Source organism: Dokdonella sp. (genome assembly GCF_041395345.1).
Lineage (GTDB): Bacteria > Pseudomonadota > Gammaproteobacteria > Xanthomonadales > Rhodanobacteraceae > Dokdonella.
Genome location: NZ_JAWLAR010000004.1, coordinates 247,376 through 268,705 on the forward strand (window position 1 = coordinate 247,376; position 21,330 = coordinate 268,705).

Consider the following 21,330-nt stretch of genomic DNA (forward strand, 5'->3'; position numbering starts at 1 on the left):
CGGCTGCGCCTGCTTTCGCCAGCGTCGTTTCGGACACCAGCAGCGGTGGCTCTGGCTGTTGCGGGGCCCTCCGGCCTTCGACGCAACCGAGGAAAGGTCCTCAAGTGGCGCATCCGTGACCTCCCGCACTTGGCGAAAGCCCTGATCGGGGTCTATCGTGCGGCTCCATTTGGCCCCGGGACCCCCCCAATGATCCGATCCGCACTTGCCGTAGCGCTGCTCTTGGCGCTCGCTGCCTGTTCTTCCCCGTCTACCGAAACAGCGCCGCCCCAGGCTGCCGCACCCGCCCAGTCGGAGGAAACCGCGCCCGTGAATCCGCTTTTCGCTGCCAGCACCCTGCCCTTGCAGGCCCCTCCCTTCGACAAGATCAAGGACACCGACTACCAGCCGGCCATCGAGGAGGGCATGACACGGCATCTGGCCGAGATCGAGAAGATCGCCAACAATCCGGACGCACCCACCTTCGACAACACCTTCGTTGCCATGGAGGAAACCGGAGAACTGCTGACCCGCGCAAGCCGCATCTTCTTTGCCCTCGTCCAGGCCAATACCAACGACACCCTGCAGGCAGCCCAGGTCGAACTGGCCCCCAAGCTGGCCGCACACAGCGACGCGATCTACCTCAATGCGAAGCTGTTCGACCGCGTCAAGGCCATCTACGACGCCCGCGAAACCAGTGGACTTGATCCGGTCCAGCTTCGCCTGGTCGAGAAGACCTGCACGGATTTCGTCCGTGCCGGTGCCCAGCTCAACGATGCGGACCAGTCCAAACTGCGCGCGCTGAACAAGGAAGAGTCGACGCTCTCGACGGAGTTCCAGAACAAACTGCTGGCCGGCACCAATGCGGCAGCGGTGGAAGTGGACGATGTCGCAAGGCTGGACGGACTGGGCGAAGGCGGCATTGCCGCAGCGGCCGATGCCGCCAGGGAAAAGGGACTCGCCGACGGCAAGTACCTGCTGACCCTGCAGAACACCACCCAGCAACCCGTACTCGGTTCGCTGACCGATCGCGAACTGCGGCTCAAGGTGCTTGAGGCATCCGAAACACGAACCAGTCGCGGCGACGAAAACGATACCCGTGCGATCATCCAGCGCCTGGCCCAGCTTCGCGCCGAGCGCGCGCAGTTGCTCGGCTATCCGAATTTCGCTGCCTACAGTCTGGCTGACCAGATGGCCGAAACTCCCGAGAATGCGGTCAAGTTGATGACCGACATGGTCCCCGCCGCGACCGCTCGCGCGCGCAGCGAAGCGGCCAAGATCCAGAAAATGATCGACGCGGACAAGGGGGGCTTCAAGCTCACCGCGGCCGACTGGGACTTGTACGCCGACCAAGTGCGCATGGCCGAATACGACCTCGACGAAGCGCAGGTCAAGCCCTACTTCGAGCTCAATCGCGTGCTCAACGACGGCGTCTTCTTCGCCGCCAACCAGCTCTACGGCATCACATTCAAGGAGCGCACCGATCTTCCGGTCTACCACCCGGACGTGCGCGTGTTCGACGTATTCGATGCCGATGGCAGCCAGCTCGCCCTGTTCTATGCCGATTTCTTCAAGCGTCCGAGCAAGGGTGGCGGCGCATGGATGGATGTGTTCGTCGAGCAGGATGGCCTGACTGGCACCAAGCCGGTCGTCTACAACGTCTGCAACTTCACCAAGCCCGCCAACGGTCAACCCGCCCTGCTCAGCTTCGATGACGCGACCACGATGTTCCACGAGTTCGGTCACGCCCTGCACGGCATGTTCTCGAACGTGAAGTACCCGAGCATCGCCGGCACCAGCACTTCCCGCGACTTCGTCGAGTTCCCTTCGCAATTCAACGAGAACTGGGCACTCGAACCCACCGTCTTCGCCAACTACGCCAAGCACCATGAAACCGGTGAACCGATGCCGCAGGAACTGGTCGACAAGATCGTCAAGGCACGTGCCTTCAACCAGGGCTACGCAAGTACCGAATACCTAGCCGCTGCCCTGCTTGACCAGGCCTGGCACCAGCTGCCTGCCGACGCACCGCTGCAGGATGTCGACCAGTTCGAACTCGACGCCCTGAATCGCTACAAGGTCAATCTGGCCGAAGTGCCGCCGCGCTACAAGACGCCGTATTTCGCACACATCTGGGGTGGCGGCTATTCGGCCGGCTACTACGCCTACCTCTGGAGCGAAGTCCTCGACCACGACGCTTTCCAGTGGTTCAAGGAGAACGGCGGCATGAGCCGCGAGAATGGCCAGACCTTCCGCGACCAGGTGCTCTCGCGCGGCAACTCCGAGGAACTGGCCGCCATGTACAAGGCCTTCCGCGGCAAGGATCCCAGCGTCGAACCGCTGCTGGAATTCCGCGGCCTGAAGTAGGCCTGGATGCGCGCCGCTACTCGCGCTGAAGCATCAACGAGAAGGCCGGCATATGCCGGCCTTTTCATTTGCAGGTCTTCCTGTCTTCGCGCGGGTAGTTACTCTGGCCAGAAAATATCCCGGATCCGGAAAGCAGGATTCGGCCGGCGCTCTGAAGCACTCGGTCGAACTCACTGGCAAACTAGCCTGAGTTACAGGCTGGTCCCCATGCCAGGGCGCGGAAGCAGATTCCATCATGAGTGCGAAAGGGTGCTGGCCTCATGTTGGCGTGCAATCTTCGATACTGAAAACTGCCAGGCAAATATCTGCTGCCGGTTTGGCATCTGCTGCCGGTTTGGCATCGGATTCCGCACATGCAAGGAGCATACTCATCGACCCAATTCGCAGATCGGCTCGAATGAGCTCGATGGGGCAAGCGGTCCCTTGCGAGCAGCATTCACGTTGAGCCATCAGAGTTGTTGCTGATCGATGCGGCTATTTACACGACTACTGGACGTTCGCTTCAATCGGGAGTCGCTCAAGTAGTGGCCCATCAACTCCAGGCAGGCGTCCAGGTCGACGTCGCGCACGACACGGCTCAATCCTTGCTACGGGTGGAAAGAAGATGCACATGGTCGGCAAGTTGCTCTGGATTCTCGGATGGGCCCTGGTCATTTGGTCGTCTTTGGTCGGCCTCCCGTTCATAGGTCTTTTTCTGCTGGGTTTCGTGGCATCCGGTGGTCGCGAATATGGCGGGGAATTGGCAGGCATGCTCTTGCTTGCGACTGCCGGCATTGTTTCCGGGCTCATTGTCATCAAGCTTGGGAAATGGCTTGGTCGAAGTGGAAAACGCGATGCCTAGCGCCAGGCAAGCATGCGTATCCCGTCAACATGAAGCCTTCGGCGGGACCTGTAAGTGGCACGAACCCTGCGGCAGTACGATCAGGCTGCTGGAACTCGAAGAGAATCGTGGGACATCACATCCAGGCACCTGACGGGTTCCGGGTTCAAGGGCGACAAAGTCTCGAGAGTCATCGCGCACTGGAAGCTGGCGTCGGCGCCCCTGCCCGTCCGGGAGGCGTCCTATGGCGAGAGCCAGGCCGGGCGCAGGGAATTCGTCACTCCTCCGGGCATGCGATACCCGACGGTAGCATCAGCCCGTCGAGCAGCAATATGCCTTGCGCTACCGTGGGGGCTTCGGCATGGGATAACCACTCGCGCAGTCGCATCCTCGCCTCTGGTCCAGCGTGCCGAACTTGAAGCCGAATTCCACCTGTTGTAGATGAATCCTGTACTCCCGGGAGAAAGCCATGAAAACCAATCCTGTCGTCTGGTTCGAAATCTACGTGCAGGACATGAAGCGGGCCGTGTCGTTTTATGAAAATGTCCTTGGCGTCCGTCTGGCGCAGCTCGAGGGACCGGGTATCGAGATGTGGACCTTCCCTCGCAGTCTCGAGTTGCACGGTGCCGCTGGCGCCCTGGTCAAGGCGGAAGGCGTTCCCTCGGGCGGCAACAGCACGCTTGTGTACTTCGGATGCGAGGACTGCGCCGTCGGGGCCAGTCGGGTCACCGAGAATGGCGGAACAATGGTCAAGGAGAAGTTCTCGATCGGCGAGCACGGGTTCGTTGCGCTGGTCAAAGACTCCGAGGGCAACATGGCGGGCCTTCATTCCATGAAGTAAGGACGCCGCCCAACGAAGCTGCGCGGCCCGACAGTTCCCAGGTAGCGATATCGGGCAGCCCGGGCATACCCAGTTTCGCATCGCGATACTCAAATGGTGTCAAGCCTGCTTCGCGAACGGTATCCGTTCTGCATCTGCTAACGTCGCGGCTCCATGGTTTGAACAAGGTCCGCCGTCATGCAGGTATTGCGTACGCCCGATGCATGTTTCGAGAATCTTCCCGGCTACGCGTTCGAGCCGCGCTATCTCGAGCTGACCGACGCGGCCAGTGGCCGGCAACTGCGCATGGCCTACGTCGATGAGGGTCCGCGTGATGCCGCACCCGTATTGTTGATGCATGGCGAACCCTCCTGGTCGTATCTGTACAGGAAGATGATCCCGTTGCTGGTGGCCGCAGGTCATCGTGTTGTCGCGCCGGACCTGATCGGATTTGGCCGGTCGGACAAGCCCACGGCGATCGAGGACTACAGCTATCAGCGGCATGTCGACTGGATGGGCCAGTTTCTCGATGAGATCGATCCGGGAGGCATGACGCTGTGCTGCCAGGACTGGGGTGGACTGATCGGATTGCGCCTGGTTGCCGAACATGGCGAACGCTTCGCACGCGTTCTGGCCGCCAACACGTTTCTGCCGACCGGCGATCACGACCTTGGCAAGGCTTTCCACGAGTGGCGCGAATTTGCACGAAGCGTGCCGGTTCTGCCGATCGGCCAGATTGTGTCGCGAGGCTGCGCCAAGCCCCTGACCGAAGCGGAGATCGCCGCTTACGATGCGCCTTTCCCCGATGAGACCTACAAGGCAGGTGCACGCGCCTTTCCGCTGCTGGTGCCGGCAAGTCCGGACGATCCGGCGGCCGAACCCAATCGACGGGCATGGAAGCGCCTGATGCAATGGGACAAACCTTTCCTGACTGCTTTCAGTGATCAGGATCCGATTACGCGCGGCGCCGATGCCATCCTGCAAAAGCTGATTCCCGGCGCGGCCAGCCAGGTCCACCGCACCCTGGCTGGGGGCGGCCATTTCCTGCAGGAAGACGTCGGACCAGAGCTGGCGGGCGTACTCGCGGACTTCATTGCCGCGAGCTGACCCGTTCTTGCCAGTCGCCCGGTTCTGGATGTCGCCATTCGATCCCGAGACCCCCCGGATCATCCTCGGGATCTAGGCATCGGGACTCGACTTGATATACCGTTGCAGGCTTATGGCTCCAGCTTGGGGCGATCAGGGGAGAAAGAATCGTGAGCAGACGACCATTTGGTTGGCGCAGTGTTGTGCGCGTATTTGCGGGGGTTGCACTTTGCGTGTTTGCCGGTGCTGCAGGCGCCGCAGACGCCGGCGATCCGACTACGGCCGAGGCGAAGTCGGCCGCTAAGGCTGCCGAACACGTCACCGCCGAATCCTGCGCGATGCTGGACGACCCGAAGCTGGCCAATCGCATGGACGGCCTGCTGTTCTTCCTGGCCAAGGCCTGCGGACGCCAGGCGGATTTCATCGGGCAGGTCGAGTCCGAGCTTCCCTTCGGCATCCTGCCCTATCTTGAGCCGGTTACCGACGTCAATGTCAGCGATCCATCCGGAGATGCCGGCACCACGCGCACGCAGAGCGAAACGTCGATCGAGCGCAATCCGGTTACCGGCACGCTGTGCGCCGCCTACAACGACTCCTACCATGGCGTGACCCAGGATCTCGGTTTTTCCGGCTTCTCGCGTTCGACGGATGGCGGCCAGACCTGGGTGGACCGGGGTGCGGTCAGCGGCGACGACTCGGGTGATCCGAGCCTCGTCTGGCGGCGGCTTGATGGCAAGTTCTACTACGCAGCCCTGCGCAACGGAGGCCTGGCACTCTATCGTTCCGACGATGATTGCATGACCTTCACCTTCGTCAGCCAGTTCGCATCGGGCAATGACGACAAGGAAATCATGGCCATCGACAATGAGCCGACCAGCCCGTACTACGGTCGCATCTATATTGTCTGGATCGATTTCGGTGTCGGTGCGCGCATTCACAGCATTCACTCAACGGATGCAGGCGCCACCTGGTCCACACAGCTGGCGATCAGCCCGGCCGGCGTGGATACGCAGGGCGCCTGGCCGACCATCGCTCCGAACGGTGATGTCTATGTGACCTGGCTGACCTGGCTGGATCCCGCCGGATACCCGACCGGCAACCTCGAGATTCCGATTCTTCGCTCCACCAATGGCGGTGTGAGCTATTCAGCGCTGACGCCGGCCATGTCCAACCAGCCCAATCCGCGCGACGCCGCCGCGACTTCGTCCTGCGGTCGCCCGGCGATCAAGGGCAATGTGCGCCTGCTGCCGTCACCGCAGATCGTGTTCCGCAACGGCTACCTGCATTCGGTGTATGCCTATGACCCGGACGGGTTTGGAACGGGAGACGTGATCAATGTCTACTACCGTCGCTACAACCCGAACACGTCCACCTGGGACGCAGAGGTCCTGATCAACGATGACGGGACGACGACGGATCAGTACCAGCCAACCTTGTCTGTCGGTTCGGCCGGCCAGGTCACGGTGGGCTACTACAGCCGCCAGAACGACACGGTCAACAACCTGCTCGTGGACTACTACTCGCGAACGTCGTTCGACAATGGTGCCAGCTGGACCCTGCCCAGCGTTCGCCTCAGCGACAGCTCAAGCGCCATCGTGCTCGACACATCGTTGGCCACCTGCTACCACGGCGACTATGACCAGCAGCTGCAGGATGATGACGGTCGCGCCCACTACCTGTGGTCGGATGATCGTGGCGGCACGCCGGATATCTATACGGATCGCACCCTGGTCGGAACCGACTTTTTGCTGGTGCCGGAATCCGGCAGCGCGTCCGTGTGCAGTCCGGACGATGCGGTCTATTCGTTGAACGTAAACCAGTTTCAGGGATTCTCGGAGCCGGTTACCCTTTCCGCGTCAGGCAATCCGGCGGGTTCGACAGTCATATTCGGTACAAACCCGGTCACCCCGCCGAATTCAACCTCGGTCACGATCACAACCGCTGGCGTGACAGCCGGGACTTCGGTCGTCGATATCATGGGCACCTCAAGCCCCAGCGCGATCGTGCAGTCTGCCGCCCTCGGCCTCAGCGTATTCACTGCGGCACCGGCAGCACCCGTCCTCACCGCGCCAGCCGACAATGCGACCATCGTGCCGGTGCGCCCGGATTTCACCTGGGATGCCGCTGCACAGGGATCGAACTACATCCTCGAAGTGGATGACGAGCCGGGCTTTGGCGCGCCATTGGTCTATTCCACTACGGTCAGCGGTACCAGCCACACTCCGACTGTCGACCTGCCGTCCAATACGGTTCTGTACTGGCGTGTGAGGTCCGACAACGTTTGCGGGGTCGGGGCCGACTCTTCCGCCTTCAGCTTCACGACCACGCCACTGCCCGGCGACTGCCCGATTGGTTCGGCGAACAATCCGCTCTACTCGACCGATTTCGAAGGCGACAACTCGGCATGGACGCTTGGATCCGGCAGCACCGGGGCAAGCAACTGGGCGATTTCGACGGCTCGTCCGCACAGCGGATCGAACGCCTTCCTGGCCCAGGACATCATTACCGTTTCGGATCAACGCCTGATTTCGCCAGCGGTCGCTTTGCCGACCGGGCAGGACCCGTTGTCCCTGATCTTCTGGAATGACCAGACCCTGGAGGACAAGACAGGCGGTTGCTACGACGGCGGAATGATCGAAGTTTCGACCAACGGCGGTACGACGTTCACTCCGATCAATGGTTCGGCGATGCTGACCGATCCGTACGACGGTCCGACGACCGGACTTGGCAATCTCGATGGCTGGTGTGGCGACCCGCAAGCCTATTTGCGCTCTGTGGTCGACCTGACCGCGTTCGCCGGGCAGACCGTGCAGTTCCGCTTCCGGGTCGGCACGGACACCTCGGTGGGACGCGTGCCGCATGGCTGGTACATCGACGACGTGACGGTCCAGTCCTGCGTGCCTGTAGCAGTGGTGGACGTGATCTACGTCGACGGATTCGACCCGCCGCCGACTCAGTAGTTGCTGCGGTACCGGGCGTGGCTAGCGGCCGCGACCCCACCGTGAACAAGGAAGCCGCCCACCCGGGCGGCTTTTCTTTTCTCGACAGCCGGACATCGAAGCAGCTGCTGGTCGAATCGGGCACGCAAGAACTCCCGCATCCAGCCGCCGGGATCAAGGCTCGGGAAGAAATCCGCGTATCAGTTGATTGATGCGATCGGGCTGCTCGTGAATGATCCAGTGGCTGCAATCGGCAATTCGCTCGATGACCAGTTCGTCCACCCATTGCTCAAGGCCATCAAGCAAGCTGGTCATCAGTGCATGATCGGCTTCGCCCCAGATCACGCAGGTCGGGACGCGGACGCGGAAGCTTTCGGGATCCAGGTTCAATGTGGATGGGCCCGCCCCTGACGTGTCGGCCGGATGCAGGGGCGTGGCCCGGTAGTAGTTGACCGCACCCCGGAGTCCGCGTGCCCAGCACGCGTGGTAGCGCGCCCGAACCTCCTTGTCGAACCAGGCCGGCAATGTCGAGCTGTGCCTGTCGCGGAAAAACCCGTCCATGCGGGCGAATTCGTTCTCCGCCAGCTTGCTTTCAGAACCCTCTGCGCGCAGCCAGTTCATGTAGGCACTGGCCGCAATCTGTTCGGGATCGTGTGTCAGCGCCTGCACGAACAACCATGGATGTGGCGAATTGATGATGATCAGCCTGTGCAGCAACTCGGGCCTGGCAATGGCCAGGTTCCAGGCAACCGCACCTCCCCAATCATGCGCGACAAGAACAAAACGCTCGTAGCCAAGCTCCGCGACGAGCTGGCAGAGATCTTCCACGAGGTGGCGCGCCCGGTAGGCGGGAACCTCGTCTGGCATGTCGGACAAGTTGAAGCCGCGCAGGTCGGGTGCCACGGCAAAATGGTCTCCGCCGAACGCCTGCAACTGCGCTTCCCAGGCGTACCAGAATTCCGGGAATCCGTGCACGAACAAGAGCAGGGGTTTGCCGCGCTCACCGGAACTGGCGTAGTGAAGGCGGGTACCGTTGGGCAAGGCCGCGAACTGGCCGCTCTCTATGCGCGATGTCATCTGCAGTACTCGGTCCGTGATGACAGGCAATGTAGCAAGTCGAGCAGTAATTTTCGGAACAGGGTCCGGTCAAGTCCCGACTTCCTGCCATGCGAACGGGAACGGGCCCGCCGGGCAGACTCGGCCGCGCGGCAAATCGAAGCTTGGCATGGCTGGGGCGGGACGCGAACAGAAGTCCCGGATGCAGGAGGAACGGGCGACCTTCGAAAGTCGCGTGCAGTGCAATCAGGCGCAGACTACGCGCCGGCAATCGGAAGCAGGCATTGCTTCGTCGAACCAGGGTTCCTCGGCAGCAGTGGCGGGACGTGTGGACGCCCGCCCGCTGCGCTTGACTGGCTCAGGGAGTCAACGCCTTGGCGGCGCGCTCACGTCCGGCAAGATCGACCACGAACTCGACGGTGCTGCCCCTCTTGGCGTCCTGGAAAATCAGCCGGGTTCCCTCGGGATCCCTGCTCAGGGTGATCAGTCCACCCTCGGAAAACAGGCACCGACCGGGATTCAGCTTGTCCCGAAGCGCTTCCTGGCAGTCCTCAAGTTCGAAGTCTTCCGCGACGATCTTGACGACCTGGGTGTCCCCGTAGGCGGTGATGCGCGCGCCCTGACCCACCGGTTCGACCATGACCGTATCGTTGGGCCCAAAGCGGGCGGATGAAAAGAGTGCAGCAGTAAGTAGCAGTGATGTAGTGAGCATGGATTGCCCTCCCTCGACAAATTCCGGCGCGACAGTACAGGTGCTGGCGTCGGTGTAGCAGTAGCAGAGCGCCCGCCTGTGCAGCCATCTTGCGAGTGACGATGGTCGCTTCGGTGGACAGTTCCGGGCGAAAGTCAAGCAATATTTGTGCCACACGGACTTGTCGAATCGGACTGGCGCACAGGCGAGCAAGGCAACGGAGGGGGCATCCCAAGCCATCGCCGACACCCGGGTACAGCCATGTCGCGTCCGGAATATCCATTTGTATCAATCATTTGAGCCAGGCTCGCCAGCAACGGGGGCGGCGCGCAAGGCTGGCTGCAGGGGTGCGGCAGCCCATGCCGATACTGGCTTCGGAGACCTTGCATGCGCCCCGGCCGCGGAGACATTCCGGGCCGCCAAGGCGTGGACCGGCGCAGGTCGGTCCACGCCGATACAAAAATTGTCGAATTTGACCGCTGCCGTGGTCAGCTCATGTCAGGCTGCCTTCAGCAGAGCCACATGGCGCCGTCAATCCGCCCGCTTGAGCACGAATTCGGTCACGAACTTGCCAGACCTTTCGGGCTTCTTTCCATCCCGGCAGGACTCGTCAAACAGGGTCAGATGCAGCGCATCGCCTTCGATGTTGTTTGCGTTTTACGGTAGATTTCCGGATATGTCGGAAAGCAAGTCGGGAGCAGCACAATGAGGCCAACCGTTTTCGGAAATTCGATCTTCTTCACCTGCCCTGTATCGGCCCTGCTTCTCCTGTTTGCTGGCCCAAACTACCGCGCCGAGCCCCCGTCGTTTGATTGCGGCAAGGCAAGCGAAGGCAGCATTGAGGCGCTGATCTGTGCCGACAGCAGCCTGTCGGCCCTTGATCGGAAACTTGCAGAAGTCTATGCACAAGCCACGAAAAAGGCTGCCAACGAGCATCCACCGACGCTGAAGACAATGCAGCGTGGCTGGATCAAGGGACGCGATGAATGCTGGAAAAGTGAAGACAAGAAGCAGTGCGTGCGGGACGAATACACGATCCGGATTGCCGAGCTGCAGGCCCGCTATCGGCTGGTCCCCGCCAAGGGTCCGATCTTCTATTTCTGTGACGGAAATCGGGCCAACGAAGTGGTTGCAACGTTCTTCGAGACCGAGCCGCCCAGCCTGATCGCCGAACGAGGCGACAGCTCCTCGCTGATGTTCCTGAAGCAGAGTGCCAGCGGTTCGAAGTACGAAGGCGGCAATGAATCGTTCTGGGAGCATCAGGGTGAAGTCATGCTGACCTGGGGTTACGAGGCGCCGACCATGAAATGCGAAAAGGCACCTCAAGGGTGAATCGATGACGTACGCCCCGCCAGGGAGGGATGACGGGGCGATACGGTCGAGCCTGCGAGAGCGCAGCTCGACTCGACACCAAGGGGTTATTCGGGAATCAGTACGCTGTCGATGACGTGGATGACACCGTTGGAAGCCTCGATATCCGCGGTGACCACGGTGGCGCCATTGATCATGACCTTGCCGTCGACGACCTTGATCGTCACCGACTTGCCGTTGACCGTGTCGGCGCTGGTCAGCTTGACCACATCCGCGGCCATGACCTTGCCGGACACGACGTGATAGGTGAGCACGCCGGTGAGCGCGGCCTTGTCCTTGAGCAGGCCATCGAGCGTTCCCGCCGGAAGCTTTTCAAATGCGGCGTCGGTTGGCGCAAACACCGTAAACGGACCCGGGCCCTTCAGAGTGGCGATCAGGTCGGCTGCATCGAGCGCAGTTGCGAGGGTGGTGAACGATCCGGCTGCGACAGCCGTGTCGACGATGTCTTTCTTGTCGGACTTCTTGCTCATGTCGCCCGCGCTGGCTGCGAGAGGGACGGCAATGAAGGCTGCGGAAAGAAGGAGGGTTGCAAGTTTCATGGGTGGTGCTCCTGGGGAGGAATTTTTAGGAGGGTCACTGTCCAGGGCGTGTCCATGTATCCGGCTCTGGAAATGGCGTTTGTACGGTATATGTCCAGCTTTTGAATGTCAAGGAGCCACCATTTCTTGGACAAACCATGAAAAAACATGGACAAAATCCGACAAGGTTCTTAACATGGGGAATGGATGAGGCCCAACCAGTTCCCTTGCACTCCGTGCGCGTCGTTGCCCGACGCACCGGACTTTCCCCGGATCTGCTACGGGCCTGGGAACGGCGCTACGATGTGGTCCGGCCCACCCGAACAGACGGGGGCCAGCGCAACTACTCCGACGCCGACATAGAACGTCTCCAGTTGCTGGTTCGTGCCACCCATGCAGGGCGCCAGATCAGCCAGGTCGCCGAACTCGACAATGATGCGCTGCGCCGGATGATTGCCGAAGACCTTGCCGCGACACCGGTGACGATCGCCAGTGCTGGCGACCAGGCCGCGGTCGCTGCGTTCATGGACGACGCACTTGGCGCAATCGAAAGTTTCAACGCCGCATCGCTTGAAGCAACCTTGCGCTCCGCAGCGCTGCACCTGCCATCGGAAGAGGTGCTCGATCTTTTGTTTGGTCCGTTACTGAAGACCATCGGTATGCGCTGGCAGGAGGGCCGGATGCCTCCAGCCAACGAACATCTCGCCACGGCTGTCATTCGTCGCGTGCTGACCTGGATGATGGATTTTCCGAACGTCCGCCCGGATGCTCCCAGCATCGTTGTAGGGACACCAGCGTTTCAGAATCACGATCTTGGCGCGATGCTGGCAGCGACTGCGGCAAGCCTGAGCGGATGGCATGTCATGTTCCTCGGGGCAAATCTCCCCGCGGCAGAACTCACGCGTGCGGCTGGAATGGTGAATGCGGATACCGTCGCGCTCTCGATCGTGCATCCCACCGATGACAGCCGCGTCAGCGACGAACTTCGCGAACTTCGCGCCTCGTTGCCAAAAACTGTCGGACTGGTGGTTGGTGGCGCCGGAGCCTCGGCCTACCTCGGCCTACTTGATGAAATCGGCGCGCACAGAATGGATTCGATCCGGACACTGCGCGCCTGGTTAGGTTCTCGTGCGGAACTGCATCGGCGTGCATCGGCCGTATGAGGGTAGAGGCTTTGCGTCAAGCGACGCCGTCGCTCCAGCATCCGACAGCACGCAGGTTCGGGCTGCTGGAAAGACTGGATTTCACCACGGATCCAGACGGCCAAATCTTCCGCATCCAGACTGGCAGCCCTGACGATAGCAGCTGCGAATCAGCCGGTAACCCTGTCCAACGACTCAGCCCGAGCGCGAGCGGCGCCGGTGGCGTGTGCCGAGGACGTAGTCCCAAAGCGGCGTGGTGACACCGAAGTTGCGATCCGGGTTGTGGTGATGGACGTGATGGCGTGCGGCCCAGCTGCGCATCCACGGCAGGCGGAAACGGGTGGCGTGGATGGCAAAGTGGCTGAGCCCGTAGGCGACATAACCAAAGGCGATCGCACCGCCAAGCAGGCAGGCATTGCTGGCCGGCATGAAGAGGTAGAACAGCAGGGTCAATCCGAGCAGGATGGCCGAGGGCAAAAAGAACGGCAGTCCGTCATAGCCGTGCGGATCCAGATGATGGGCGTCGTGACCACGCCGGTACATCGACTCGGGTCCGTGGAAGATCCACCGATGGAACACATACTCGATAAGACTGAATGCGAGCAGCCCGGCCATCACCGTGAAAAAGTCCATCAGCCACGAACCGCTGTGCTGGTGAACGCCTGCGGCCAGCAACGCGGTGGCCAGGCTGCCGGTGAACACGAACTCGAGCCAGTAGTTGGTCCGTGTCGTCGACATGCGAATGATGCTGTCGAGCAGGGTTGATCCGAATGCGCGCGGAGATGAAGTCAGCAGGCTGGCGCCGCTCGAAAGCAGGGACTTGAAGGTAGCGATCAAGGAAGTGTCTGCAGGCCGTGAATGGGAGGTTTGGTACGCCGTGACCGAAATCCATCCGGCGACTGGTACCGTCATATTGTCTCAAAGGCCGTAGAGTAATGCTTCAGCATTTCTCAACGGACAGTTGAATCGGGTGCGCTCGCTGGCAGCTTGGGGCCGGAATATGGGGTGTCCGACCCTTGTTCAACTGCTGACGAGGCATCCCCGAGGGGGCTCGCCGGCTGGCTGGCCGTCGCGACCGTTGGGAATGATCGACAGGTCGGTTCCGCCCTCCCTGTCAGATGATCGGGTGCCCGCTGCCTCCCGTACCCTGCCCGGTCGCTCACTGTCTCCGAACCGGCGCGGACAGAGGCCGCTCTCAAACGCGGGACTTGAAGCGCCGTTGGCAGGGCGAATCTGGCTGCTTTGATCCAAGGTCGTGGCGGGACATCGGGAACCCGGGAATGGAACTTAACCCGCCGCCGCAACGGCGAGGGCTTCGAGGACATCCTCCAGCGGCGCGGGCCGGCTGAAGAGAAAGCCCTGATAAAGGCTGCATCCAATGATCTTCAGGCACTCCTGTTCTGCCTGAGTCTCGACACCCTCGGCGATCAACTGGATGCCGAGCGTGTGTCCCAAGGCAACAATGGTCTCGACGATGGCCTGGTTGCCCGGGACCGAGTCGATATTGCGCACGAACTCCTGATCGATCTTGAGCGTTCCTACCGGCAGCCTGCTCAGATAGGAGAGCGAGGAAAAGCCGGTACCGAAATCGTCGATGATGACTTCGATTCCCTGGTTGCGCAGGGCGGCCATCTTGCCGATCGCCGATTCCTTGTTGCGAATCAGCGCGCTTTCGGTGATTTCAATCGCAAGCAGTTCAGGATTGGCACCCGTCTCTGCGATGATGTCGCTCAGGATCCCGACAAAATCGTCGCGATTGAACTGCACTGCGCTGACATTGACCGAAACCTTGCGGAACGAGGCCGGCAGTATCGAATCCTGGAAGCGCCTGACATCTTCGCAGGCTCTCTTGAGCACCCAGCGCCCAAGGTCGAGGATAAGACCTGTTTCTTCTGCAATCGGAATGAACTCGTGCGGAACAACCGTTTCGCGATACGGGCTGTTCCAGCGGATCAGCGCTTCGGCACCGATGCAGTGGCCGGCGCCATCGTGCTGGGTCTGGTAGTGCAGCTCGAACTGACCGAGATCCTTCAGGGCGAACTGCAGTTCCTTTTCGATCTCGCGCCGCCATTCCAGATCCGACGACAGCTGCCGGTCGTAGTAAACCGAACTGCTGAGTCCGGAGAGCTTGGCCTGATACATGGCCGTATCTGCGCGCCTCAGAATCTGTTCTGCGCTGCATTCACCATCAGGAAACAGTTCGATTCCGATGGAGGGGGTCACATAGAGCAGGTGATCACCGGCCTGGATGGTGCCGGAGAATTCGGCGCGTATGCGTCCGAGAAGCGCGTCTACCCGACCAATCGCCTCGGCCTGGCTGCCAGCCCGACGCCGCAGCAGGATGACGAACTCGTCTCCGCTCAGGCGTGCAGCGATGCCGTCCTCGCCCATCGATCCCTGAAGTATCGTCGCCACGGCAATCAGGAGCTGATCACCAATGGCGTGTCCCAGGGTGTCATTGACCACCTTGAAGCGATCAAGGTCCAGGAACAGGAGCGCGCCAAACGATTCGTGGCCCGTTGCAATGGCCAGCTCTTCTTCCAGCAATCGCATCAGCTGACGCCGATTGGGCATTTGGGTCAGGTCATCGTGCAGCAATTGGTGGAGGATGGTTTCTTCGGCCTTCTTTCTTGCCGCTATTGCGAGCAGCAATCCCTCATGCTCGATGGACGCCTGGCAACTCAGGCCCAGTCGCTCGATCAGCGGCTTGAGCAATTCGATGATCGCGTCGTCTAGCGGACCCTTTATCCGGCACAGGGTGATGACGCCAAAACTTCCCAGGGCAAATGCGTACGTGTGACCGCCTGATCCCTCCTCGACGCGATGCGCGCATCTCACCGCACTGCCTGACCCGGGCCCGAAGTCCGCCACGTCGGGCACCTGCGAATGCAAGGGCAGGCTGAGATAATGCGAAAGGCTCACTGCATGCGAATCGTCCTCCGCGCGCAACTGCACGCTTCCATCGTCCAGCTGCCGGAAGTGGAAATGGACGGCGGCCAGGCCGAGCCGACGCAGGCAGACACGCGAAAACGACAACAACATGGGGCGAAGGCGCAAGGCCGTGCCGATGGCCATGCCAAGCTCATGCTGGATCGATACGTACTTGAGTGTGTTCGTTTGGGGCACGCTCAGCTCTCAGTAGACCGAAACGACCGTGGACTTGTTCATCAATTCGATTGCACCGCACCTGGAATTGGCGATTTCGCCCAGGGTCAGGGCACCGACGACGCTACGAACCCCCGGCAGCGCGCTATTGATGGCGCTGAGCTCGGCTGCGAATCTGTCATCGAGGAACAGCACGCGACTGATGCAATCGAATGCCAACGCCCGATAGACCGATGAGGCTTCGCCGTTCATGCGCAGGCGTCGGCTCTGCAACGCCTGCATGGCGGCTTCAGCGGCCGAGTCAATCAGCAGTTGGGCTTCGCCCTTGAGCAGATAGACCGTCGCGTTCTGCGGAACCTCGCCAACGCAGACCAGGTGATCGCCGACACGCCGAATCGGATCCCGCACCAGAAAGTCTCCGTCGACACTCTCGATGCCGAGCGGATAGGTCTTGGAGATCGCAAAGAAATCCGTATCGGCAAAGCGCATTCCGGAATGGGCTTCGACGATCTCGCTGTACACCCCGAAGGCTGGGCAATAGTTCAGTTCCTCGAGCACGTTCGCGTGCGAACGCGTTACCAGGTAAGGACCTTCGAGCTTCTGCCAACCGTGGGCAATGCCGCTGTCGATTCTGGTTTCAAGAGCGATCAGGAGCGCGGCATCTTCGAGCATTCCATCCGCACAGAAGAGGCTCGGGCGCTGGACGAAATCGATATAGCCCGCGCCACCCCCGACGACGGGCGCCCGCGCACCGAGCACTTCATACAGGGAGTCGACAAATGACTCGATGTTCGACGACAGGCCATCGACCAGCGTGATCAGGGAAACCGCCCCGGCGAACCACTGGCCCAGCTCCTGCAACTGCGGCTCCAGACCGTGCCTGTCGGAAAGACCCCTGACGACAACGACCTCGACCGACTCTCTGAAACCCAGCACCAGGGTGCCATGGGCATGGCACTGCACGCCGTGGATGATGTTTGGAAAAACGCCGCCGAAAACAGGAACAGGCAGGGATTGCAGCCAGGGATCCAGATCCGCTGGCTGCCATTTGTCAGCCGCGCTGGCCAGAATCATGAGACTCCTGGCACCGGCATCCAGCATCCGCCCCGCGCAGGCCTGCAGATCTTCGAGGCGACCACCTTCGAAAAAGCATTCGCCCTGGTCGTCTGTCATCGCCTGGCTCCCCGATATACCGACCGCATGCTGTCCCCGCCGGCCATTGGCTGACTCGGGAACCCCCATTGCCCCTGCGCAAGTTTTCCGATGCCCCTCCGCTTGCGATGCAACATCACAGCGGCACAATCGGCAGGTTGCCTGCCGTGCCAGTGTAACGCAGGATGACGGACAGGCTGGACAGACCCCTCCACTGAATTGCACTGATCAAACCCCTACCGGAGTACCCGACCATGAGCGCCGAGATAGTCAGCTTTTCCGACAACATTCTGACCATGAAGATATCCGGCAAACTCAGCGAAACCGAGCTCAGTGCGGTTCAAGGCAGGGCGGTATTGCTGATACGCCAGCATGGCGCGGTACGCATCCTTGTGCTGGGCGAAGACTTCCAGGGCTGGGAGAACAAGGGTGACTGGGGTGATCTCTGGTTTCAGGCCGAGAACGACCAATACATCTCGCGCATGGCGATCGTCGGGGAAAGGAAATGGGAAGAACTGTCACTCGTCTTCACCGCCAAGGGCATGCGTCCATTCCCGATCGAGTACTTCGCGCCCAGTGAAGAGGCACTTGCACGCGCCTGGCTTGAGAACGATTGAATTGCGGGGCCCGTTTTCCGCCCGCCCGCATGCGATCTTCAATCTCGTCGGCTGGCGTGGAAGACACGAACCGGCGGGCATGAACCCGGAATTCCTCAGCGGAGGACAGCATGAATGCACTTCCAATCGCCACGGCCCTGCTGCTGATACTCGGTATCGTTGCATCCGCGCAGGCCGAGCAGCCAGCCACGCTGCGTGTCGACTATGTTCACAGCGGCAATGCGATGCAGGACATCTACAGCCTCGAGCGCGTCGTGCTCGAACCCCTGCCCTGGCCGGGAAATCTCGACCAGCGCATCGACACCCTGAATCGCGGCGCCTACTTCTTCGACGTGGTCGATCGCGACACCGGCGAGGTGCTCTATTCTCGCGGCTTCAGTTCGATCTTCGGCGAATGGCGAACCACTGCCGAGGCGCGCCAGCAGAATGCGGCATTCAGTGAGTCGCTACGCTTCCCGAAACCCGACAAGCCGGTCCGAATCCGACTCTATGCACGCGACGATCGCAATGAGTTTTCCATGGTCTGGACGCAGGATATCGATCCGGACGGCATGGATGTGCGACGTGCGCATGCGCCGCTGCCATCGCCCATGATCGTCATTCGCAACAACGGCGCGCCCGCGGACAAGGTCGACCTGCTCATCCTCGGTGACGGCTACACCGGAAACGAACGCGACAAATTCATCGCCGATGCCAGGCGACTGAGCGATGAGCTGTTCAAGGTCTCGCCGTTTCGCGAGCGCGCGAACCACTTCAATGTATGGGCATTGATGTCCCCTGCGCCGGAGTCCGGCGTGGCCAGGCCTTCCAGCGGCCTGTTTCGATGGACTCCGCTGGGTACGCGCTACGACGCATTCGGCAGCGAGCGCTATGTGCTGACGTTCGAGAATCACGCCATGCGCGAGCTGGCCCAGTACGCGCCGTATGAATTCGTCGAGATCCTGGTCAACAACGAAACCTACGGCGGTGGTGGCATCTACGGCCTCTATAGCACGGCTGCTGCGGACAGCGTCTGGTCGACCTATCTGTTCGTGCACGAATTTGGTCATCACTTTGCTGGCCTCGCCGACGAGTACTACACCTCGCCGGTCAGCTACGAGCCTTCGGGTGAGAAACGCGAACCCTGGGAGCCGAACGTGACCGCCCTGCACGATCCGGCCCGCCTGAAATGGCGCGAGCGGGTGAAGGAAGGCACACCGTTGCCGACACCCTGGCCCAAGGCCGAATTCGAAGAACATCAGCGTGAATTTCAGGCAGAGCGGCGCAAGCTCCGCGAGGACGGCAAGCCGGAATCGGAAATGAATGCCTTGTTCAAGCGAGAGCAGCAGTTTTCAGCAAAGTTGTTCGCCACGGCCAGGCATCAACACGATGTCGGCGCCTTCGAGGGCGCGAACTATGAGGCCAGTGGCTACTATCGCGCGCAGATGAACTGCGTGATGTTCACACGCACCACGAATTTCTGTGACGTGTGCAGCGATGCGATCGACGCCTCGATCGACCTCCACAGCAAGCACCCATAATCGGGCAACCAGCGAGCGCCCAATTGACGCCCCCACTCCATTCGCGCCGGCGGGAGAAGGCTCCTCTCGCCACGCTGCATGAGCCTGTGCAATAGTTTCTTGACGAGTCGGGCCTGAAGCCGATGTGCGGCTCGATCGTGTTCAGACAAGCCCTGGAAACAACTGACAGGAGATTCCCATGATCCGCATTGCAGCCTGCGCCTGCGCAGCCCTCTTGTGCCTGGCCACCCGCGTGCATGCCGAAACCAATGCCCAGACGCAGGCGGCCGCAGGCAAGGAATTGCGCGCATTGTTTGATGCCGAATGGGAGCGCGGCCTGGTCGAGTCGCCTGAAAGCGCCAGCTACAACGGCGACCCGCGGTTCAACGACCGCTGGAGCGATTTCAGTCTGGAAGCCATCGCCAGAAGCGAGGCCGGAAATCGCGCCGCACTGGTCAAGCTGCATGCGATTGATCGCTCGGCATTGAGCAAGGCCGACAAGCTCAACTACGACACCTTTGAATGGCTGCTCGAAAAATCAATCGAACGTCAGAAATTCCTCGAATTCCTGCAGCCAGTGGGCCACCAGGGGGGTGTGCAGAACGCCGATGGCATCGTCGAGATCCTGCCATTCGCCACGATCAGGGACTATCAGGACTGGCTCAAGCGCATGCAGGCCTTGCCCAGGGTTATCCAGCAAGTCACCGTGCTGATGCAGAAGGGCGTCAAGCAGAATGTGATGCCGCCCAAGGTGCTGATGCAGCGCGTGCCGGCGCAGATTGCCTCGCAGGTCGTCGAGGATCCGACCCTGAGTCCCTTCTATCGGCCGTTCCTGCACTTTCCCGATTCGATTCCGGCCTCTGAACAGAGCCGCTTGCAGGCCGAGGCCAGGGCGATCATCACGGACCAGATCGTGCCGGCGTATCGCAAGTTCGGCGTCTTCTTCGACAAGGAGTACCTGCCACATGCGCGCGAATCGATCGCTGCGGCCGATCAGGCGAACGGCAAGGCCTATTACGACTTCCTCGCCGCCTACTACACCACCACCGACCTCACCGCCGCGGAGATCCACACCATCGGCCTGGCCGAAGTTGCGCGCATCCGCGCCGAGATGGAGAAGGTCAAGACGCAGACCGGCTTCAAGGGCAGCCTGCCCGAATTCTTCACCTACCTGCGTACCGATCCGAAGTTCTACCTGACGTCACCGGAAGCCTTGCTCGAACGCTATCGTGCCGTTTCAAAGCGCATCGACCCCGAGCTGGTCAAGGTGTTTCATGTCATTCCGCGCATGCCTTATGGAGTGCGCCCGATTCCAGCCAATATTGCCCCGGATACGACAACGGCCTACTACCAGCCCGGTGCCACCGATGGCAGCCGCGCCGGCTTCTACTACGTGAACCTGTACAAGCCCGAAGTTCGTCCGACCTGGGAGATGATGCCGCTCAGCCTGCATGAAGCCGTGCCCGGCCATCACTTCCAGTTTGCACGCGGACTCGAGCTAGAGGGGGCGCCGGATTTCCGGCGCACCGCCTACTTTGTCGCCTACGGAGAAGGCTGGGGCCTGTATGCCGAACAGCTCGGCTTCGACATGGGCCTGTACGACGATCCCTACGATCATTTCGGCCAGCTCACCTACGAGATGTGGCGCGCGGTGCGTCTGGTCATCGACACCGGCATGCATTCGATGGGCTGGAGTCGCGACAAGGCGATTGCCTACTTCAAGGACAACGCCGCCAAGACCGAACAGGACATCGTCAACGAAGTGGATCGCTACATCGGAACGCCCGGCCAGGCCCTGGCCTACAAGATCGGCCAGCTGAAGATTTCCCAATTGCGCTCCGAGGCTGAACAAAAGATGGGAGCGAAGTTCGACTTGCGCGCATTCAACGATGCCGTGCTTGCAACCGGTTCCGTCCCGCTGAATGTGCTGGAAAACCACATGAGCGAATGGATGTCTGCAGAGAAGGCAGACTGAAGGCCGATCCTGGTTGAGACCTGGCCTGACCCCAGCGGTTCGTCCCCGGATCGAGTCCGGGGCGTGCTCTGAGCCGAGTGACACTTGCCTGGGTCCGATCGTGGCTGTGACCTGACCCTACCCGAGCCGTTCGTCCTGAGCCTGTCGAAGGATGAACTCACGTTGCGGAACGGGTGAGGCGGACTTCCGCCCA

At 61.1% G+C, this 21,330-nt stretch carries 17 protein-coding genes; 11 read left to right on the forward strand and 6 right to left on the reverse strand.

All coding sequences use genetic code 11. From position 1 onward, the window contains the following. Positions 1-189: 189 nt before the first annotated feature. From dcp to R3F00_RS05575, 5 genes are all read left to right on the forward strand, one after another. The gene (gene dcp, locus R3F00_RS05555) at positions 190-2,346 is read left to right on the forward strand and encodes a peptidyl-dipeptidase Dcp (RefSeq protein ID WP_371280737.1); all 2,157 of its coding nucleotides are present in this window, start codon (positions 190-192) and stop codon (positions 2,344-2,346) included. A gap of 610 nt (positions 2,347-2,956) precedes the next feature. Then, entirely contained in the window at positions 2,957-3,187 is a 231-nt protein-coding gene (locus tag R3F00_RS05560) for a hypothetical protein (protein WP_371280738.1), read from the forward strand. A 448-nt stretch (positions 3,188-3,635) separates the two neighbouring features. After that, positions 3,636-4,007 carry a VOC family protein gene (locus R3F00_RS05565; RefSeq protein WP_371280739.1) on the forward strand — a complete coding sequence of 124 codons (372 nt, stop codon included), beginning with the start codon at positions 3,636-3,638 and terminating at the stop codon, positions 4,005-4,007. A gap of 177 nt (positions 4,008-4,184) precedes the next feature. Then, entirely contained in the window at positions 4,185-5,093 is a 909-nt protein-coding gene (locus tag R3F00_RS05570) for a haloalkane dehalogenase (protein WP_371280740.1), read from the forward strand. Positions 5,094-5,242: 149 nt separating this feature from the next. Next, positions 5,243-8,032, forward strand: coding sequence for a hypothetical protein (locus R3F00_RS05575; protein WP_371280741.1), 2,790 nt, complete (start codon positions 5,243-5,245; stop codon positions 8,030-8,032). Positions 8,033-8,185: 153 nt separating this feature from the next. Here the strand turns inward: R3F00_RS05575 and R3F00_RS05580 are convergent, their stop codons facing one another. After that, complete coding sequence (locus R3F00_RS05580; protein ID WP_371280742.1) at positions 8,186-9,088, reverse strand: alpha/beta fold hydrolase; 903 nt, start codon at positions 9,086-9,088, stop codon at positions 8,186-8,188. A gap of 337 nt (positions 9,089-9,425) precedes the next feature. Next, positions 9,426-9,779, reverse strand: coding sequence for a hypothetical protein (locus tag R3F00_RS05585; RefSeq protein WP_371280743.1), 354 nt, complete (start codon positions 9,777-9,779; stop codon positions 9,426-9,428). A 366-nt stretch (positions 9,780-10,145) separates the two neighbouring features. Here R3F00_RS05585 and R3F00_RS05590 point away from each other — a divergent pair, with 366 nt between their 5' ends. Both R3F00_RS05590 and R3F00_RS05595 read left to right on the forward strand, forming a co-directional pair. Then, positions 10,146-10,424 (forward strand): hypothetical protein, encoded by a 279-nt coding sequence (locus R3F00_RS05590; protein WP_371280744.1) that lies wholly within the window; start codon positions 10,146-10,148, stop codon positions 10,422-10,424. 39 nt (positions 10,425-10,463) lie between these two features. Next, complete coding sequence (locus tag R3F00_RS05595) at positions 10,464-11,090, forward strand: MliC family protein (protein ID WP_371280745.1); 627 nt, start codon at positions 10,464-10,466, stop codon at positions 11,088-11,090. Positions 11,091-11,176: 86 nt separating this feature from the next. Here the strand turns inward: R3F00_RS05595 and R3F00_RS05600 are convergent, their stop codons facing one another. Continuing rightward, a complete protein-coding gene (locus tag R3F00_RS05600) occupies positions 11,177-11,668 on the reverse strand; it encodes a fasciclin domain-containing protein (RefSeq protein WP_371280747.1) in 492 nt (163 codons plus the stop codon). A gap of 215 nt (positions 11,669-11,883) precedes the next feature. Here R3F00_RS05600 and R3F00_RS05605 point away from each other — a divergent pair, with 215 nt between their 5' ends. Beyond that, the gene (locus tag R3F00_RS05605) at positions 11,884-12,810 is read left to right on the forward strand and encodes a MerR family transcriptional regulator (protein WP_371280748.1); all 927 of its coding nucleotides are present in this window, start codon (positions 11,884-11,886) and stop codon (positions 12,808-12,810) included. Positions 12,811-12,984: 174 nt separating this feature from the next. Here the strand turns inward: R3F00_RS05605 and R3F00_RS05610 are convergent, their stop codons facing one another. The 3 genes from R3F00_RS05610 to R3F00_RS05620 all read right to left on the reverse strand — a co-directional run bounded on the left by R3F00_RS05610 (position 12,985) and on the right by R3F00_RS05620 (position 17,067). Continuing rightward, positions 12,985-13,626, reverse strand: a complete 642-nt coding sequence (locus R3F00_RS05610) for a sterol desaturase family protein (RefSeq protein WP_371280749.1) — start codon at positions 13,624-13,626, stop codon at positions 12,985-12,987. Positions 13,627-14,076: 450 nt separating this feature from the next. Next, a complete protein-coding gene (locus R3F00_RS05615; protein WP_371280750.1) occupies positions 14,077-15,915 on the reverse strand; it encodes a putative bifunctional diguanylate cyclase/phosphodiesterase in 1,839 nt (612 codons plus the stop codon). A gap of 9 nt (positions 15,916-15,924) precedes the next feature. Then, positions 15,925-17,067, reverse strand: a complete 1,143-nt coding sequence (locus tag R3F00_RS05620) for an FIST signal transduction protein (protein ID WP_371280751.1) — start codon at positions 17,065-17,067, stop codon at positions 15,925-15,927. A gap of 233 nt (positions 17,068-17,300) precedes the next feature. On the opposite strand from R3F00_RS05620, the gene R3F00_RS05625 reads away from it, so the two are divergent. The 3 genes from R3F00_RS05625 to R3F00_RS05635 all read left to right on the forward strand — a co-directional run bounded on the left by R3F00_RS05625 (position 17,301) and on the right by R3F00_RS05635 (position 21,137). Beyond that, positions 17,301-17,663 carry an STAS/SEC14 domain-containing protein gene (locus tag R3F00_RS05625; RefSeq protein ID WP_371280752.1) on the forward strand — a complete coding sequence of 121 codons (363 nt, stop codon included), beginning with the start codon at positions 17,301-17,303 and terminating at the stop codon, positions 17,661-17,663. A gap of 110 nt (positions 17,664-17,773) precedes the next feature. Then, positions 17,774-19,183 carry a M64 family metallopeptidase gene (locus R3F00_RS05630; protein WP_371280753.1) on the forward strand — a complete coding sequence of 470 codons (1,410 nt, stop codon included), beginning with the start codon at positions 17,774-17,776 and terminating at the stop codon, positions 19,181-19,183. A gap of 178 nt (positions 19,184-19,361) precedes the next feature. Beyond that, a complete protein-coding gene (locus tag R3F00_RS05635; RefSeq protein WP_371280754.1) occupies positions 19,362-21,137 on the forward strand; it encodes a DUF885 family protein in 1,776 nt (591 codons plus the stop codon). The last annotated feature ends 193 nt before the right edge of the window (positions 21,138-21,330 follow it).